The organism is Streptomyces sp. NBC_01428, from assembly GCF_036231965.1.
Lineage (GTDB): Bacteria > Actinomycetota > Actinomycetes > Streptomycetales > Streptomycetaceae > Streptomyces.
Map to the genome: position 1 here is coordinate 4,562,636 of NZ_CP109499.1, position 15,758 is coordinate 4,578,393.

The window sequence follows — 15,758 nt, forward strand, 5'->3', positions numbered from 1 at the left end:
GGTTCCGGTCCGGACCCTGCCCGGGGTCAGGGGAAGACGGCACGGCTCAGGACGTGCTCGTGGTCGTCGTCGAGTACGAGTGGGCCCCCGTACCGGCGAGCGCGCCGCCGTCGACGATCAGGTACTCGTCGCGGATCGGTGTGCCGTCCAGCCAGGACTCCAGGATCTCCCGGGTGCCCGCCGCGTAGCGGGTCTGCGCGGAGAGCGAGGAACCCGAGATGTGCGGGGTCATCCCGTGGTGCGGCATGGTCCGCCAGGGGTGGTCGGCGGGGGCCGGCTGCGGATACCAGACGTCTCCCGCGTACCCGGCCAACTGCCCGCCGCGCAGGGCCCGGTCGACGGCGTCCCGGTCGACGATCAGGGCGCGCGCGGTGTTGATGAGGTAGGCGCCGCGCTTCATCGCGCCGAGCAGTTCGTCGCCGAACAGGCCCTCGGTCTCCGGGTGCAGCGGCGCGTTGATCGTGACGACGTCGCAGTGCGGGGCCATGTCCTCGGCGGACGCGTGGAAGGTGAGCCCGAGCTCCCGCTCGACCTCCTCCGGCAGCCGGTGCCGGTCGGTGTAGTGCAGCTTCACATCGAAGGGCGCGAGCCGTCGCAGCACCGCGAGCCCGATGCGCCCGGCGGCGACCGTCCCGACGTGCATGCCCTCCAGGTCGTACGAACGGGCCACGCAGTCCGCGATGTTCCAGCCGCCGTCGAGCACCACCCGGTGGGCGGGCAGGTAGTTGCGGACCAGGGAGAGCGTCATCATCACCACGTGCTCGGCGACGCTGATGCTGTTGCAGTACGTCACCTCGGCGACGGTCACGCCGTGCTCGATGGCCGCGTCGAGGTCGACGTGGTCGGAGCCGATGCCGGCGGTGACGGCGAGCTTCAGGTTCTTGGCGGCGGCGATGCGCTCGGGGGTGAGATAGGCGGGCCAGAACGGCTGCGAGATCACGACGTCCGCGTCCGGGAGCTCACGGTCGAACACCGAGTCGGCGCCGTCCTTGTCGGAGGTGACCACGAGGGTGTGCCCGCGCTCCTCCAGGAAGCGCCGCAGGCCGAGTTCACCGGTCACGCTGCCGAGCAGGCTCCCCGGGGTGAAGTCGGTGCCCTTCGGGGTGGGCGTGGTCTGGCCGCCGGGGTAGTGGTCGATGACGGGCAGGTCGTCCCGGGCGTACGTCGTGGGGTATCCGTCGGTCGGGTCGTCGTACAGCACGCAGAGCACCTTGGCCATGACGCGGCTCTCCTCAACTCCGTTGTTCGGAAGGTGCTTTCCACCATCCTCGGGGCCGAAGGCGCTGGTCAAAGCGAACCTCGCTATGGGCCGATAGCCGGCAGCTATGAGCGGGCCCGGCCCAGGTGCTCGTTCAGCAGGGCGTCGAGCGCGTCCCGGACACCCGCCTCTCTCGCGACCGTCAACAGGGCCTGGGCGAGCACCGACCGGGGTTCGTGCCGGGCGACCACCAGGCCGACCCGGGGCCCGTGCGCGGGACCCTCCAGCGGCACCACGCGCATCCCCTCCGGCACCCCGAACATGTGCAGCCAGGCATGGGAGATGACACTCGACCAGCGGCCTCCGGGAAGGTGGGCGTACAGGCCGGCGACGCTGTCCGACTCGATCGACGGGTTCGCCCGGGCACCGTCCGCGGCGAAGCACTCGTCGATGATCCGCCGGTTGCGCATGCGCGGGCCGAGCAGGCACAGCGGGAGGGCCGCGGCCCGCGCCCAGCGGGCCGTCGTCGCACCGGCTAGGGGGCCGTCGACCGGGGTGAGCAGGACATAGCGCTCCTCGTACAGCGGGAAACGCCGCACGTGCCGCAGGTCCTCGTCGTCGAGGTAGGTCATCGCCGCGTCGAGTTCGAACTCGGCGAGTCCGTGGTGGATGTCCGCCGAGGACAGCGACTCCAGGCTGACCCGGGCCGCCGTGTGGCGTTCGCAGAACGGGGTGGTGAGCAGGGAGGCGGCCGGCAGCGCGGTGGGCACGACGCCGAGGCGCAGGGTGCCGGTCAGTCCGCCGCGCAGCGCCGACAACTCCTGGTGCAGCGCGTCCCGTTCGGCGAGGATCCGGTGCGCCCAGGCGAGCACGACCTCGCCCTCCGGGGTGAGGCCCTCGTAGCGCCGGCCGCGGCGCACGATCGGCACGGCCAGTTCGTGTTCGAGGCGACGGATCGCGGCGGACAGCGACGGCTGCGACACGAAGCAGGCGGCCGCCGCGCGGGCGAAGTGCCGTTCCCTGGCGAGCGCGACCAGATACTCCAGCTGACGCAGCAACATGCGCGCCCTCCCGTCGGCGGGCCAGCGTCGCAGACAGCGGACCCCTCTGTCACGGTCATGGCCGTGCCGGTCGCCGCGGGCGGCAGAGCAGGGCGGCCCGCAGGTCGAGGCGGTCGTAGAGGCTCGACAGGTCGCGTCCGGTGAAGTGCTCGACGCGCTGCACGCGGTAGTGGACGGTGTTGACGTGCAGATGGAGGGCCTCGGCGGTGCGTGACCAGGATCCGTCGCGGGCGAGGAAGATCTCCAGGGTCTCCAGCAGGGCGGCGAAGGACGGGTTGCCGGCCTCGAAGAGGGGACCGAGCACCGTCCGGCTGAAGGCGGTGCGCACTTCGGCGGGTATGCCGGTGAGGAGCGTGCCGAGACCGGTGAGCGACGCCGCGTCGATGAGGGCGGACGCGTCGGGCGAGGTGGTGCGGGCGGAGGCCAGGGCGTAACGCGCCTGTGCCAGGGCCCCGTTGAGCCCCTCGGCGCTGTCGGCCCGGCCGGTCCCGCCGTGCAGCGCGACGGCGGGCTCGGCGGCGGACAGCAGCGCCCAGACGGCGGGGAGATCAGGCGCGGCTCCCGCGGCGGGCCGTCCCGCGGTCGCGGTCCGCCGCCCCGGGCCGGCCGTGTCCCCGGTGCTGCCCTTGTCGTCCTTGCCGTCCTTTCCGGACCGCGCTCCCCGCCCCCGCGCCGCTGCCGTCCCCGGGGCGGGATCCGGGGTGTCCTCGCGGAGGACGGCGAAGGCCGTGCCGTCGGGGAGCCGGCCCACCACGGCGTGCGCGGGGTCCAGGTGGGCGACGGCCTCGGCCAGCGCACCCTCGGCCGGGACCGCCACGCCCGTCCGGTCGGCACTCCCGGACCCGGCGGCAGCGGCCTCGGCGACGATCACCCGGTGGAGCCCCTCGCCCTCCAGTCCGCAGACCCGCAAAGCCGCCTGGAGGGAGGGCAGTTCGGCTCCGGCGGGCAGTGCCAGCAGGGCACCCAGCTCGTCGGCCGTCTGCTGCTCGGCGGCGCCGCGGCGGGCCAGGGACTCCTGGCAGCGGGCCAGCACCTCGGCGACCTCCCGCAGCATCCGCGGCGGGGCGTCGTCGGCCTCCGGAAGGTGCAGATACCAGCGCTCGTACGGGGAGACGGTCTCGCAGTCGACCGGCACCGTGGCCCCCGTGGCGCCCTCGACCAGCGCCGCGGCCTCGTGGGCCGGCACCGGGTCGGCCCCCTCGGTCGCCGCGACCGTGCGGCCGGATGCCGTGAGGACGTACGCGCGGACCCGGCCGAGGTAAGCGAAGGCGGCCTCGACGACGGCGGCGGGGCCCTCCTCCCGGGCGAGGAGCCGGTTGAGCCGGCCGCGCACGGCGCCGGGCAGCGCCTGAAGGCGGCTCAGCTCGCCCCACTGCCGCAGATAGACGGTGTCCGTGATGGCGCGGAACATGATGTGGGCCGGGACCGCCGCGACCGGCAGCCCGTGGCGGCGGCAGGCCGTCACGAGGTCGTCGGGCACCGCACCGTGGGTCTCCTCGCCGGCCAGCAGGACCGCGGCGCCCGCCGTGCTCAGCGCGGAGACGAACCGCTCGGCCCGGTCCGCGCCGTCCTCCCGGCTCCACCACACCAGACCGCTCAGCACCACCTCGCCGGGGCGCACGAACCGGGCGGGGTCCTCCAGGTCGGTGGCGGTCACCCCGCTGATCTCCTGCCTCAGCTGCGGTTCCTCGGCCCACAGCAGGCGCAGTCCGAGGGACTCGTCGTTCAGGAGATGGTCGACGTACATGTGCGGGAGCTCCTTGTGCGGCCGCCGGGCAGGGGGGCCTGACACCCGGCATCTCGCATTCACCAGGCGGGTGCGAGTCACAGCATCGTAAATGCAAGGTGAAACAAGCGGAACGCCTCTTGGTTGATCATCCAACCACCCTGCCGGAAACGTCGGTGTTTCCGTGCTGTGAACCAGTCGTCCCGGACGGGTCCGCGTTGCTTCACTGGCGCTCATGGACCTGAACACGGTGGTGGAGACCCGAGACGCCCGCGACCCGGCGCCCTGGCGGCCCGGCGACGCCTGGCTGGGCGGCGGCACCTACCTGTTCTCCGAGCCGCAGCCGCACCTGCGGCGGCTCGTCGACCTCGGCCGCACGGGCTGGACACCCGTCGCGGCCCTGCCCGACGGCTCGCTGGAGATCGCCGCGACCTGCACGATCGCCCGGCTCTCCCGGTTCGCCGCCGCCCTGCCGGCCGCGGCCGCGCCCCTCTTCGAACAGTGCTGCCGCGCCTTCCTCGCCTCGTTCAAGATCTGGAACATGGCCACGGTCGGCGGCAACCTCTGCAACGCCCTGCCGGCCGGCCCGATGATCTCGCTCACCGCCGCCCTCGACGGGGAGACCCTGCTGCTGGCCCAGGACGGCTCGCGGCGCCGGGTCCCGGTCACGGACTTCGTGACCGGAGCGGGCCGCAAGGTCCTCACCGAGGGCGAGCTGCTGCGGTCGGTCACCCTGCCCGCCCGCGCCCTCGCCTGCCGCACCGCGTTCCGGCAGGCGTCCCTGTACGGGCTCGGCCGCTCCGGTGTGCTCGTCATCGGCACCCTCGACCCGGTCGACCACTCCCTCGCCGTCACCGTCACCGCCGCGACCGTGCGCCCCGTACGGCTGTGGTTCCCGCTGGTGCCGGCAGCCGACCGGCTCAGGGCCGCCGTCGAGGCGGCCGTCGCCGAGCACGAGTGGTTCGACGACATCCATGGGCTGCCCGCATGGCGGCGGCACATGACGTTCCGCTACGCGGAGGAGATCCGCCGCGAACTGGAGGACCGTTCCTGATGGACTCTTCGATGAACTCGTCGACGGACTTCTCGGTCGACGTCAACGGCAGGCCCTTCTCCGAGACCCCGCGGCCGGGACAGTGCCTGCGCACCTACCTGCGCGACCGCGGCTGGTTCGGGGTGAAGAAGGGCTGCGACCAGGGCGACTGCGGGGCCTGCACCGTCCATGTGGACGGCGAACCCGTGCACAGCTGCCTCTACCCCGCCTTCCGCGCCGAGGGCCGCTCCGTCACCACCGTGGAGGGACTCGCCGCACCGGACGGCGAACTCCACCCCGTGCAGCGGAAGTTCCTCGACGCGCAGGGCTTCCAGTGCGGGTTCTGCACCGCCGGCTTCCTGATGACGACGGCCGCCCTGAGCGAGGACCAGCTCACCGACCTGCCCCGCGCGTTCAAGGGCAACCTGTGCCGCTGCACCGGCTACCGGGCCATCGAGGACGCCGTCCGCGGGGTCTGCCACGCCGAGGCCCCCTCCGCCGGCGAGGCCGTCGGCCGCAACCTGCCCGCGCCCGCCGGGCCCCAGGTCGTCACCGGCACCGCCCGCTACACCTTCGACGTCGACATCCCGGGCCTGCTGCACATGAAGCTGCTGCGCTCCCCGCACGCCCACGCCCGCATCACCGGCATCGACACCTCCGCCGCTCTGCGGGTGCCCGGCGTGCACGCCGTCCTCACCCATCACGACGCCCCCGAACGGCACTTCTCCACCGCCCGCCACGAACACCCCGAGGAGGACCCGGACGACACCCGCGTCCTCGACGACACCGTCCGGTACATCGGCCAGCGCGTCGCCGCCGTCGTCGCGGACAGCGAGGGCGCCGCGGAGGAGGGCTGCCGCCGCATCGAGGTGACGTACGAGGTGCTGCCCGCCGTGCTCGACCCGGAGGAGGCGATGCTTCCGGGCGCCCCGGTCGTGCACGACAAGGACGCGGCCACCGCCCGGATCTCCCGCCCGCGCGACAACGTCGTCGGCGAGGCGCACGGCGAGATCGGCGACGTCGAGGCGGGCTTCGCCGCGGCCGACGTCGTGTACGAGGACACCTACCGCACCCAGCGCGTGCAGCACGCCAGCCTGGAGACGCACGGCGCGGTCGGCTGGTTCGACGAGGACGACCGGCTGAACGTGCGCACCAGCTCCCAGACGCCGTTCCTGACCCGGCGCGCCCTGTGCGCGCTGTACGACCTGCCCGAGGAGCGGGTGCGGGTCGTCGCGGGCCGGGTCGGCGGCGGCTTCGGCGGCAAGCAGGAGATGCTCGTCGAGGACATCGTGGCGCTCGCGGTGCTGCGGCTGCGCCGCCCGGTGAAGCTGGAGTACACCCGCGCCGAGCAGTTCTACGGGGCGACCACCCGGCATCCGTTCACCGTCCGGGTGAAGGCGGGTGCCCGCGCCGACGGCACCCTCACCGCGCTCCAGCTGCGCGTCGTCTCCAACACGGGCGCCTACGGCAACCACGGCCCGGCCGTCATGTTCCACAGCGTCGGCGAGTCCCTGGCCGTCTACCGCGCCCCGCACAAGAAGGTCGACGCCTTCTCCGTCTACACGCACGCCGTCCCGGCCGGCGCCTTCCGCGGCTACGGCCTCGGCCAGGTGATGTTCGCGATGGAGTCCGCCCTCGACGAACTCGCGCGCCGGCTCGGCCTGGACCCCCTGGAGTTCAAGGCGAGGAACATCATCGGCCCCGGCGAGGCGATGATCACCCCCGGCGGCGAGGAGGAGGACCTCCACATCGCCAGCTACGGCCTCGACCAGTGCGTGGGCATCGTCCGCACCGCCCAGCGCGAACCCGTCACCGAAGCCGCCCCGGAGGGCTGGCTGGTCGGCGAGGGAGCGGCCCTCGCCATGATCGCTACGGGCCCGCCCGGCGGCCACATCGCGGACGCCCGCGCCGCCCTGCTGCCGGGCGGCGGCTTCGACCTCGCCGTCGGGACGGCCGAGTTCGGCAACGGCACCACCACCGTCCACCGGCAGATCGCCGCCGGTGAACTCGCCACCACCGTCGACCGCATCACCGTCCGGCAGTCCGACACCGACGTCGTCCGCCACGACACGGGCGCGTTCGCCTCCACCGGCACCGTCGTCGCCGGCAAGGCCACCCTGCGCGCCTCCCGCGCCCTCGCCGACCAGCTCCTCGACTTCGCCGCCGCCCATCTGCGGGTGCCGCGCGCCGACTGCCGGCTCGTCGAGGAGGCCGTCGCGCACACGGGCGGCCGGCTGACCCTGAAGGAGCTGTACGAGGCGGCCCGCGCCGTCGGGGTCACGCTCGCCGCCGACGGGCACTTCGGCGGCACCCCCCGCTCGGTCGCCTTCAACGCCCAGTGGTTCCGGCTGGCCGTCGACCCCGGCACCGGCGAGATCCGCATCCTGCGCAGTGTGCACGCCGCCGACGCCGGCAAGGTCATGAACCCGATGCAGTGCCGCGGCCAGGTCGAGGGCGGCGTCGCCCAGGCACTCGGCGCGACCCTCTTCGAGAACGTCCGGCTCGACGCGCGCGGCGAGGTCGAGACGGCCGCCTTCCGCCGCTACCGGCTCCCGCAGTACGCCGACATCCCGCGCACCGAGGTCCACTTCATGGAGACCGCCGACGCCATCGGACCGCTCGGCGCCAAGTCGATGAGCGAGAGCCCCTTCAACCCGGTCGCCCCGGCCTTCGCCAACGCCCTGCGCGACGCGACCGGGCTGCGCTTCACGAAGCTTCCGGTCACCCGGGACCGGGTCTGGCTGGCCCTGCACCGGGCCGGCCGGGACGGATCGCCCGGCGAGCCCGGTGAGCCCGGTCAGGCGGGTCGGCCCGCTGCGGCCGGGGGCCGGGCCGGGTAACAGCCGTCCACCCGGATGGCGTTGATGCCGCTGATGTGCCGGGCCCCGCACCGGTCCTGCGGCAGGACCAGCTGCGGGCCCGCCCGGTCCAGCGGTGTGCCGTCGATGCCCACCGCGAGCAGGACGGGGGCGTCGGCGAAGTCGGGGTCGATCTCGGCCCAGGTCAGCAGGACGTGGTGACCGTCCGCGCCCGCCACCGCGATCAGGAAGCGCAGCCGGTCCTTGCGGCGGCCCGGATCGAAGCGCGGTCCGGCGTCCCGCAGCACGTCGTGCAGCAGGGGCCCCGCGAAGCCGTGGTGCTGCACGCCGCTGGTCGCGCAGTCGAAGCTGACCCGCACCCGGTGCTGGGGCCAGGCGAGCAGGTCGGGCACCGTCAGCCGGGCCGGCCGGGCGAGATCGCCGGTCAGCGCGAAATCGGCGAGCGACGGCGCGGGCGGAGTCGGCTGTGTCAGGGACTGGCTCACGGGCAGCACCTCCCGCAGAACGGTACCCAGCGAGAGGTCCCGTACAAACGCACATGCGTACATCCCAACTGCGAACCCACAGCTCATGCGATGCAACAGAAGACTTCTCGCTCGCATCTGCGTCACTATGATCTGGGCATGCTGAAGAGAGCTCAGGACTGAAGAGCACGACGGAGGCTTCAGCGACAGCGAGCTGCAGCGTTTTCCGTTTTTCGTTTTCCGAGGGAGTAGATCCGTGATGACCCGATCCGCGCGCCGGACCCGCCGCACCACCCGGAGCCTTCAGGTGGCCGGCGTCAGTGCCGCCGCGCTGCTGGCCCTGAGCGCCTGCTCCTCCTCCGACGACGCGTCGTCGGACTCCTCCTCGACGCCGAAGTCCTCGGCCTCGTCCTCGCCGAAGCTCACCGGCACGGTGACCGTCTTCGCCGCCGCCTCGCTCAAGGAGAGCTTCACCTCCCTCGGCAAGGAGTTCGAGCAGGCCCACCCGGGCACGAAGGTCACCTTCAACTTCGGTGGCAGCGACACCCTCGCCGCGAGCATCACGGGCGGCGCCCCGGCGGACGTCTTCGCGGCGGCCAGCCCGAAGACCATGGCGATCGTGACCGACAAGAAGGACGCGGCGACCACCCCCGCCACCTTCGTGCGCAACCAGCTGGAGATCGCCACCCTGCCCGGCAACCCGGACAAGGTCTCCTCCCTGAAGGACCTCACCAAGTCGGACCTGAAGGTCGTGCTCTGCGACAAGACGGTGCCGTGCGGCGCCGCCGCGCAGAAGGCGCTGGACGCGAGCCACCTGAAGCTCACCCCGGTCTCCTACGAGCAGGACGTCAAGAGCGCCCTGACCAAGGTGGAGCTGAAGGAGGCCGACGCCGCGGTCGTGTACAAGACCGACGTGAAGGCGGCGGGTGACAAGGTGGAGGGCGTGGAGTTCCCCGAGTCCGCCGACGCCATCAACGACTACCCGATCGCCCTGCTCAAGGACGCGCCCAACGCGGAGGCGGCCAAGGCGTTCATCGCCCTGGTGCAGTCCCCGGAGGGCCAGAAGGTGCTGACGGCGGCCGGGTTCCTGAAGCCCACCGCCTGACCCGCCCGCTCCGTCCGTCACGGCACGCGTCGTCCGGCGCGTGCCGTCCGGCACAGCCCCCTTGCCGCCGCTGCGCCGAAGACCGTCTCCTGAAGACATGAGTGATCCCGTGCCCGCGCTCGACAAGTCCGACGCCCCGGCCGACACTCTGACGGGTGGGCCGCGGCGCGGGCGTGTCCGCGGCCGGGCCGGGACCGGTGGCCGGCTCCGGGGCGGGGCGCCGCTGCCCCTGCTGCTCCCGGCCCTCGTCGGGCTGGTGTTCCTGCTCCTGCCGCTGCTCGCGCTGATCGTGCGGGCGCCCTGGCGCACCCTCCCGGACCAGCTGGCCAAGCCCGAGGTGTGGCAGGCCCTCCAGCTGTCCCTCTTCTCCGCCACGGCGGCCACCGCGGTCAGCCTGGTGCTCGGCGTGCCGCTCGCCTGGCTGCTGGCCCGCACCGACTTCCCCGGACGCGGGCTCGTCCGGGCCCTGGTCACCCTGCCGCTCGTGCTGCCTCCGGTGGTCGGCGGTGTGGCCCTGCTGCTGGCCCTCGGCCGCAACGGCGTGGTCGGCAGACTCCTCGACTCCTGGTTCGGCGTCACCCTGCCCTTCACGACGGCCGGAGTCGTCGTGGCCGAGGCGTTCGTGGCGATGCCGTTCCTCGTCATCAGCGTCGAAGGCACCCTGCGGGCCGCCGACCCGCGCTACGAGGAGGCCGCCATGACACTCGGCGCCTCCCGCTTCACCGCGTTCCGCCGGGTCACCCTGCCGCTCATCGCCCCGGGCATCGCCGCCGGTGCCGTCCTCGCCTGGGCCCGCGCGCTCGGCGAGTTCGGTGCGACGATCACCTTCGCGGGCAACTTCCCGGGCCGCACCCAGACCATGCCGCTCGCCGTCTACCTGGCCCTGCAGAGCGACCCCGACGCGGCGATCGCCCTGAGCCTCGTCCTGCTCGCGGTGTCGATCGCGGTGCTCGCCGGGCTGCGGGACCGCTGGATCACGGCGTCATGACCGGCGCCCACGCGAGGGAGAACACGCGATGACCGAGACGACCCCGGCCCCGGCCGCGCCGTCCGGCAAGGGGCTGGACGCCCGTCTCGTCGTCCGGCGCGGCGCGTTCCACCTCGACGTCGAACTGAGCGCAGCCCCCGGTGACGTCGTCGCCCTCCTCGGCCCGAACGGCGCCGGCAAGACCACGGCCCTGCGCGCACTGGCCGGACTCACCCCCCTGTCCGAGGGCGGCCGGCTGCGGCTGGACGGCGCCTCCCTGGACCGCACACCCCCCGAGTCCCGCCCCGTCGGCGTCGTCTTCCAGGACTACCTGCTCTTCCCGCACCTCTCCGCCCTCGACAACGTCGCCTTCGGGCCGCGCTGTCAGGGGGTGCCGAAGGCGGAGGCCCGCGCGCAGGCGGCCGTCTGGCTGGAGCGCATGGGCCTGGCCGGCCACGCGGGGGCCAAGCCGCGCCGGCTGTCCGGCGGCCAGGCGCAGCGCGTCGCGGTCGCCCGCGCCCTCGCCACCCGTCCCCGGCTGCTGCTGCTCGACGAGCCGCTCGCCGCGCTGGACGCCCGCACCCGCCTGGAGGTCCGGTCCCAACTGCGGCAGCATCTGGCCGCGTTCGAGGCGGTCGCCGTCCTCGTGACCCACGATCCGCTGGACGCGATGGTGCTGGCCGACCGGCTCGTCGTCATCGAGGACGGCCATGTCGTCCAGGAGGGCGGCCCCGCGGAGATCGCCCGCCGGCCGCGCACCGACTACATCGCCCAGCTCGTCGGCCTCAACCTCTACCGGGGCGAGGCCGCGGGCCACACCGTACGTCTGGACACGGGCCCGGAGATCACCACGACCGAGGAACTCCGCGGGCCCGTCTTCGTGGCGTTCCCGCCGAGCGCCGTCACCCTCCACCGCGACCGCCCCACCGGCTCCAGCGCCCGCAACGTGTGGCAGTGCAGCGTGCGGGGTCTGGAGACCCACGGCGACCAGATCCGCACGGACCTCACGGGTGAACTCCCGCTCGCGGCCGACCTGACCACGGTCGCCGCGGCCGAACTCGACCTGCGCCCGGGCGCCCCGGTCTGGGCCACCGTCAAGGCGACCCAGACCCACGCCTACCCGGCCTAGGGCCTGTCCGACCGGCTGCCCGGGAAGCACCCCGGCGGTGCCGACCGGCCGCGCTCCCGCTACTCGTCGTCCGCCGGGACCGCCGCCGCGCGCACCATCACGCAGTCGAACTCGACGACCCGGCCCGTCGCCTCTTCCCGTGTGACGGGGTACATGCCGGTGATCTCGAAGCCGTTCTCCTCGTACAGCGCGATCGCCTCGTCCATCCGCGGACTGCCCTCGTAGAGCCGCAGCGCCGCGACCTCCGACTGCATCCCGACGAACTCCGCGACACGCTCCCCCGCACCCGCGAACACCTCCAGGTCGTACCCCTGGGTGTCCATCTTCAGGTAGGGGCGGGGGTCGGTGATCCCGTCGAGTGCCTTGTCCATCATCCCGTCGAGACGGCGTACCTCGATCTCCTCCGTGCGCGACCTGGCGAAGCGCTTGTAGCGGTCCTTGCCGTAGTCGCTGGGCGGGAGAAGGGAGTTCATGGACTTCCAGCCGACGTGGATGGACAGGCTCGTGTCCTCCCGCCCCAGGCCCATCTGGAAGACGAGCCAGTCGGGGTCGCCCTCGGCCGCCTTCCGGAGCCTGCCGAAGGTCTCGGTGGTCGGCTCGAAGGACACGATCCGCCCGGTGTAGCCGAGGCGGCGCAACTGGCGCGCGTACTGGCCGGAGTTGGCGCCCACGTCGAAGACGCAGTTCACGGCGTACCGGTCGAGCAGGGCGGTGACGTGCTGGCCGCACAGATAGGAGGCGGCCGCCAGCTGGAACCCGCGTTCGTCCGCCGCGGCCCTCTTCTCGTCGAGCAGGAGCCGTGCTCCGCTGTCCCCGAGGGGCACGTGCCGGTAGGCGGCGGTCCGCCCGCTCAGCACCAGATCGGCGCCCCGGCCGAGCGCGACGCGTCTGCGCACTCCGCGCCGGTAGACCAGCGCGGTACCCGATCCGAGGTCCAGCACCCGCACCCCGAGGCGGGGCAGCAGACCGAGCAGCTTTCGGTGAAGGGTCGCCATGTCCCCCACCCTGGCAGACTCCAACCCCTTTCCACCGGGCGTTCGTTGAACCCCGGCGGCCTCCGTGATAGAGGCAGGGGGTGACCTCTCCTGACACCGCGATCCCCGACCTCGCCGCCGCTCTCGGCATGCGGCCGCACCCGGAGGGCGGCTGGTTCGTCGAGACCTGGACGGCGCCGCAGGCCTTCCGGCCCGACGGCTACCCCGGCCCCCGCGCCGCCGCCACCGCCATCTACTTCCTCCTCACCCCGGGCGACACCTCCGCCTGGCACACCGTCCGCTCGGACGAACTCTGGCTCTGGCACCGCGGTGGCCCCCTGGACCTGCTGCTCGGCGGGGCGGGCTCCACCCCCGGCTCGCCGCCGAAGGTGGTCCGTCTCGGTCCCCGCGTCGAGGCGGGCGAACATCCCCAACTCCTGGTGCCGGGCGGCGTCTGGCAGTCGGCGCGTCCGGCCGGCGACGAGGAGGTGCTGGTCAGCTGCGTGGTCGCGCCGGGCTTCGACTACGAGGACTTCCGCCTGCTGGACTGACGACTTCGACGGCGGATCAGGTCGCCGACCCGGCACGTGAGGGTGCGGCGGCGGCCTCGGGACGCCTTTGTGACGTACGTCGTTGGTTGCGGATCATCCGGGTGGGGCATCACCCGTGGGCAGGACCGGCCGCGCACCGTTCGGCGCGGGGTCCCGGCCGACGGGGACGGAGCCGTCGGGCGGGTGCCGGATGTCCTGGGAGGGGGAAGAGAGGTGTCAGTCATGCGTGCGCACCAGCGCACCGTCAGGCCGACCGCCCGCGTGGAGTACACCCTGCCGCGTACGGCCGTCTCGGCGGGCAGGGCCCGCAAGCTGACGACGGCGTTCCTGACCCGGCCACGGCCACTTCTCGCGTCACCGACCGCCGACCAGGTGGACGACGCGACACTGATCGCCTCCGAGCTGGTCGCCAACGCCGTGCGGTACGGGCGTACGGGCTGCCGGCTGCGGCTCCAGCTGGGGCACGGTGTGGTGACGGTCGAGGTCCACGACGACAGTCCCGGGCGGCCGAAGGTCGGCGTCCTGGACACCGAATCGGAGAGCGGCCGGGGGCTGGCGATGGTCCAGCAGCTCGCTCACAGCCTGGAGGTCGTCAGCACGGGTCTCGGCGGGAAGACCGTCCGGGCCGTCCTCGCGATGTGACGACCGAACGCCACCGCCGGTGGCGTGCTCACGACGCGCTTCGATCGAACCGATCATCGGCGTTTGGCTTCACGGAAAACGGGAAGACGCCGCTGAAAATTTCGTCGGAATTTCATTCAGCGCTTGAGCGCAAATACAGAAGGCCGGGGCCCACACCTTGCGGTGCGGACCCCGGCCGACTGGTGTCCCAGACTAGGCGGGGACGATGTTCTCCGCCTGCGGGCCCTTCTGGCCCTGCGTGACGTCGAAGGTCACCTTCTGGCCTTCCTGGAGCTCACGGAAGCCAGAGGTGGCGATGTTCGAGTAGTGAGCGAAGACGTCGGCGCCGCCGCCATCCTGCTCGATGAAGCCGAAGCCCTTTTCCGCGTTGAACCACTTCACGGTGCCAGTAGCCATGTCAAATCTCCTTCGGGGCAAAGCTCGAAGGCCCACACTGTGTGGACCTGCGTCGCCGCAATGATTGCCCCAACCGGAATGCACCGGAAAAACTTTGGGAACCACAACTGCAACTGAAATCGACAGTAGCACGCCACGAGCCTCGAAGGGCGCGCACTATCTCACCCCGGCGTGGGGAATATCAAAACCTCGCGGGATCGCTGCCCAAATTCTGTAACGGCCGAAGCAGATATACCCGCCCGGTGAAGAAACGCTCACCGAGCGCGCCCAGTGGCCGCACGGCCTGTCCCGTCCCGCCGCCCTCACGCGTCCTGCCGGCTGGTGCCCCGCAGATCCGCGTTGATCCGCAGCGCCTCGTCGAGACTGTCCTCCAGCGAGACGATCCGGCAGGCGGCCTCGACCGGCGTGCCCTGGTCGACGAGGTCCCGGGCGCGGGCCGCGACACGGAGCTGGCTGCGGGAGTAGCGCCGGTGGCCGCCGTCGGACCGCAGCGGGGTGATCAGTCCGGCCTCCCCGACGGCCCGCAGGAAGGCAGGAGTGGCGCCGATCAGCTCGGCGGCACGGCCCATCGTGTAGGCGGGGTACTCGTCGTCGTCGAACCGGTCGTTGGCGTTCATGGTGCTTCCCTGGAGCGCGTGCATCACCTTCCACTCTGGCAGATCCGGGCCCGCCGCGGCCGGAATCCGCCAGGGAGGACGGAACGGGACGGCAGAGGCACCCGCTCACCCGGACGGCCCGGTGCGCTGGTGGGGGACGGTGGCCGGTGGTGGCGTGGGAGGACACACGCCCGACCTCGGGACCGTCCTCGGGAGGCCTCCGCATGAACCGTCCGTCCTGTCTCCTCGCGTCCGCCCTCACCGCGGGGATGCTGCTGTCGACGGCAGCCTGCTCCGGGGACGGCGGCGACGCCTCCGGCCGTACGGACCGCTCGGCGTCCCCCACCGCCGCCTCGGCCTCCCCCGTCTCCGCGTCGCCCGTGGCGGACGCGCCGCGCGCCGCGGCCTCCTCCAGCTCCGCCTCCGCCTCGCCGGCCGTCCGCGAGCTGACCAAGGACGAGGCGCGCACGGCACTGATCACCAACACGGACCTGGGCTCGCAGTGGACGACCTCGGAGGGGGCGGCGACCTGGCGCGACGCGCTGCTGAAGAGCAAGGTCGACGCGTCGCAGTTCGTCACGGACAAGGGGAACGCGGCCGACTGCCAGAAGCTGCTGGACGGCCTGTACGCCGAGGACCTGCTGGGCAAGCCGAAGGGCGAGAGCGCCGACACGGGCTTCGACGACAGCGACGACGAGGCGCAGATGCGCTACGAGGTCGCCGCCTACGGCAAACAGGCGCTGGACGACCGGTTCACGTGGCTCGACTCGCTGCCGGACAAGTGCGACCAGTTCACGGCTGTCAGCCCGAAGGGCGGGAAGCAGACGGTCCAGGTCATCCACACGGACCTGGACGACGCGGGGGACGCCCGCAAGGGGCTCCAGATCAAGATGACCGGCGACCTGGACGACAACCCCGACACCCTGACCCTCGACTTCGCCGCGGTCCGCGTCGGCGACAGCGCCCTCTCGCTCACGAATGGCGGCCTCTCCGGAGCCGAACACGACTCCACGACCCAGGCCACCGCGGCGGGCGCCGACCGCCTGAAGGACGTGCTGAACGGAAAGTCCCCGCAGCCCACCCAGGGCTGAGCGGCG

Annotated in this window: 15 protein-coding genes; 8 read left to right on the top strand and 7 right to left on the bottom strand. The window is 72.7% G+C overall.

Annotation, left to right across the window (positions count from 1 at the left end):
- Nucleotides 1-46 precede the first annotated feature (46 nt).
- The 3 genes from OG406_RS19775 to OG406_RS19785 form a co-directional block, all read right to left on the bottom strand.
- The gene (locus OG406_RS19775; protein WP_329186947.1) at nt 47-1,219 is read right to left on the bottom strand and encodes an NAD-dependent formate dehydrogenase; all 1,173 of its coding nucleotides are present in this window, start codon (nt 1,217-1,219) and stop codon (nt 47-49) included.
- Nucleotides 1,220-1,323: 104 nt separating this feature from the next.
- Nucleotides 1,324-2,259, bottom strand: coding sequence for a LysR family transcriptional regulator (locus OG406_RS19780; RefSeq protein ID WP_266615219.1), 936 nt, complete (start codon nt 2,257-2,259; stop codon nt 1,324-1,326).
- 55 nt (nt 2,260-2,314) lie between these two features.
- A complete protein-coding gene (locus tag OG406_RS19785; RefSeq protein ID WP_329186950.1) occupies nt 2,315-4,006 on the bottom strand; it encodes a PucR family transcriptional regulator in 1,692 nt (563 codons plus the stop codon).
- A 214-nt stretch (nt 4,007-4,220) separates the two neighbouring features.
- Here OG406_RS19785 and OG406_RS19790 point away from each other — a divergent pair, with 214 nt between their 5' ends.
- Together OG406_RS19790 and OG406_RS19795 are read left to right on the top strand one after the other, a co-directional pair.
- On the top strand, nt 4,221-5,039 hold the full coding sequence (locus tag OG406_RS19790; protein ID WP_267051391.1) for an FAD binding domain-containing protein: 819 nt from the start codon (nt 4,221-4,223) through the stop codon (nt 5,037-5,039).
- Nucleotides 5,039-7,858, top strand: a complete 2,820-nt coding sequence (locus OG406_RS19795) for a molybdopterin-dependent oxidoreductase (protein ID WP_329186953.1) — start codon at nt 5,039-5,041, stop codon at nt 7,856-7,858. The genes OG406_RS19790 and OG406_RS19795 overlap by 1 nt, the downstream gene beginning before the upstream one ends.
- Here OG406_RS19795 and OG406_RS19800 read toward each other — a convergent pair.
- Nucleotides 7,816-8,322, bottom strand: coding sequence for a molybdopterin-dependent oxidoreductase (locus OG406_RS19800; protein WP_266847672.1), 507 nt, complete (start codon nt 8,320-8,322; stop codon nt 7,816-7,818). The two genes, OG406_RS19795 and OG406_RS19800, sit on opposite strands and share 43 nt — an antisense overlap.
- Before the next feature lie 238 nt (nt 8,323-8,560).
- Between OG406_RS19800 and modA the strand changes: the two genes are divergently transcribed.
- The 3 genes from modA (at nt 8,561) to OG406_RS19815 (ending at nt 11,502) form a co-directional block, all read left to right on the top strand.
- Nucleotides 8,561-9,406 carry a molybdate ABC transporter substrate-binding protein gene (modA, locus tag OG406_RS19805; RefSeq protein WP_267051389.1) on the top strand — a complete coding sequence of 282 codons (846 nt, stop codon included), beginning with the start codon at nt 8,561-8,563 and terminating at the stop codon, nt 9,404-9,406.
- 97 nt (nt 9,407-9,503) lie between these two features.
- Nucleotides 9,504-10,394, top strand: a complete 891-nt coding sequence (modB, locus tag OG406_RS19810) for a molybdate ABC transporter permease subunit (protein WP_203660492.1) — start codon at nt 9,504-9,506, stop codon at nt 10,392-10,394.
- A 28-nt stretch (nt 10,395-10,422) separates the two neighbouring features.
- Nucleotides 10,423-11,502, top strand: coding sequence for an ABC transporter ATP-binding protein (locus OG406_RS19815; protein ID WP_267051388.1), 1,080 nt, complete (start codon nt 10,423-10,425; stop codon nt 11,500-11,502).
- Between the two features lie 59 nt (nt 11,503-11,561).
- Here OG406_RS19815 and OG406_RS19820 read toward each other — a convergent pair whose 3' ends face one another.
- Nucleotides 11,562-12,497, bottom strand: coding sequence for an FkbM family methyltransferase (locus tag OG406_RS19820; protein ID WP_329186955.1), 936 nt, complete (start codon nt 12,495-12,497; stop codon nt 11,562-11,564).
- A gap of 80 nt (nt 12,498-12,577) precedes the next feature.
- Here OG406_RS19820 and OG406_RS19825 point away from each other — a divergent pair, with 80 nt between their 5' ends.
- Both OG406_RS19825 and OG406_RS19830 read left to right on the top strand, forming a co-directional pair.
- On the top strand, nt 12,578-13,027 hold the full coding sequence (locus OG406_RS19825) for a cupin domain-containing protein (RefSeq protein WP_267051386.1): 450 nt from the start codon (nt 12,578-12,580) through the stop codon (nt 13,025-13,027).
- Nucleotides 13,028-13,249: 222 nt separating this feature from the next.
- Nucleotides 13,250-13,669: an ATP-binding protein gene (locus tag OG406_RS19830; RefSeq protein WP_203660490.1), complete on the top strand. Its 420-nt coding sequence runs from the start codon at nt 13,250-13,252 to the stop codon at nt 13,667-13,669.
- Nucleotides 13,670-13,861: 192 nt separating this feature from the next.
- Here the strand turns inward: OG406_RS19830 and OG406_RS19835 are convergent, their stop codons facing one another.
- Nucleotides 13,862-14,065, bottom strand: coding sequence for a cold-shock protein (locus OG406_RS19835; RefSeq protein ID WP_020871138.1), 204 nt, complete (start codon nt 14,063-14,065; stop codon nt 13,862-13,864).
- A gap of 302 nt (nt 14,066-14,367) precedes the next feature.
- The gene (locus OG406_RS19840) at nt 14,368-14,682 is read right to left on the bottom strand and encodes a MerR family transcriptional regulator (RefSeq protein WP_164372787.1); all 315 of its coding nucleotides are present in this window, start codon (nt 14,680-14,682) and stop codon (nt 14,368-14,370) included.
- Between the two features lie 203 nt (nt 14,683-14,885).
- Between OG406_RS19840 and OG406_RS19845 the strand changes: the two genes are divergently transcribed.
- Complete coding sequence (locus OG406_RS19845; protein WP_164372786.1) at nt 14,886-15,752, top strand: hypothetical protein; 867 nt, start codon at nt 14,886-14,888, stop codon at nt 15,750-15,752.
- Nucleotides 15,753-15,758 lie beyond the last annotated feature (6 nt).

Coding starts and splice junctions, on each gene's coding strand:
- OG406_RS19775 (WP_329186947.1), bottom strand. CDS start 1,219: ATGGCCAAGGTGCTCTGCGTGCTGTACGACGACCCGACCGACGGATAC.
- OG406_RS19780 (WP_266615219.1), bottom strand. CDS start 2,259: ATGTTGCTGCGTCAGCTGGAGTATCTGGTCGCGCTCGCCAGGGAACGG.
- OG406_RS19785 (WP_329186950.1), bottom strand. CDS start 4,006: ATGTACGTCGACCATCTCCTGAACGACGAGTCCCTCGGACTGCGCCTG.
- OG406_RS19790 (WP_267051391.1), top strand. CDS start 4,221: ATGGACCTGAACACGGTGGTGGAGACCCGAGACGCCCGCGACCCGGCG.
- OG406_RS19795 (WP_329186953.1), top strand. CDS start 5,039: ATGGACTCTTCGATGAACTCGTCGACGGACTTCTCGGTCGACGTCAAC.
- modA (WP_267051389.1), top strand. CDS start 8,561: ATGACCCGATCCGCGCGCCGGACCCGCCGCACCACCCGGAGCCTTCAG.
- modB (WP_203660492.1), top strand. CDS start 9,504: ATGAGTGATCCCGTGCCCGCGCTCGACAAGTCCGACGCCCCGGCCGAC.
- OG406_RS19815 (WP_267051388.1), top strand. CDS start 10,423: ATGACCGAGACGACCCCGGCCCCGGCCGCGCCGTCCGGCAAGGGGCTG.
- OG406_RS19820 (WP_329186955.1), bottom strand. CDS start 12,497: ATGGCGACCCTTCACCGAAAGCTGCTCGGTCTGCTGCCCCGCCTCGGG.
- OG406_RS19830 (WP_203660490.1), top strand. CDS start 13,250: ATGCGTGCGCACCAGCGCACCGTCAGGCCGACCGCCCGCGTGGAGTAC.
- OG406_RS19835 (WP_020871138.1), bottom strand. CDS start 14,065: ATGGCTACTGGCACCGTGAAGTGGTTCAACGCGGAAAAGGGCTTCGGC.
- OG406_RS19840 (WP_164372787.1), bottom strand. CDS start 14,682: ATGAACGCCAACGACCGGTTCGACGACGACGAGTACCCCGCCTACACG.
- OG406_RS19845 (WP_164372786.1), top strand. CDS start 14,886: ATGAACCGTCCGTCCTGTCTCCTCGCGTCCGCCCTCACCGCGGGGATG.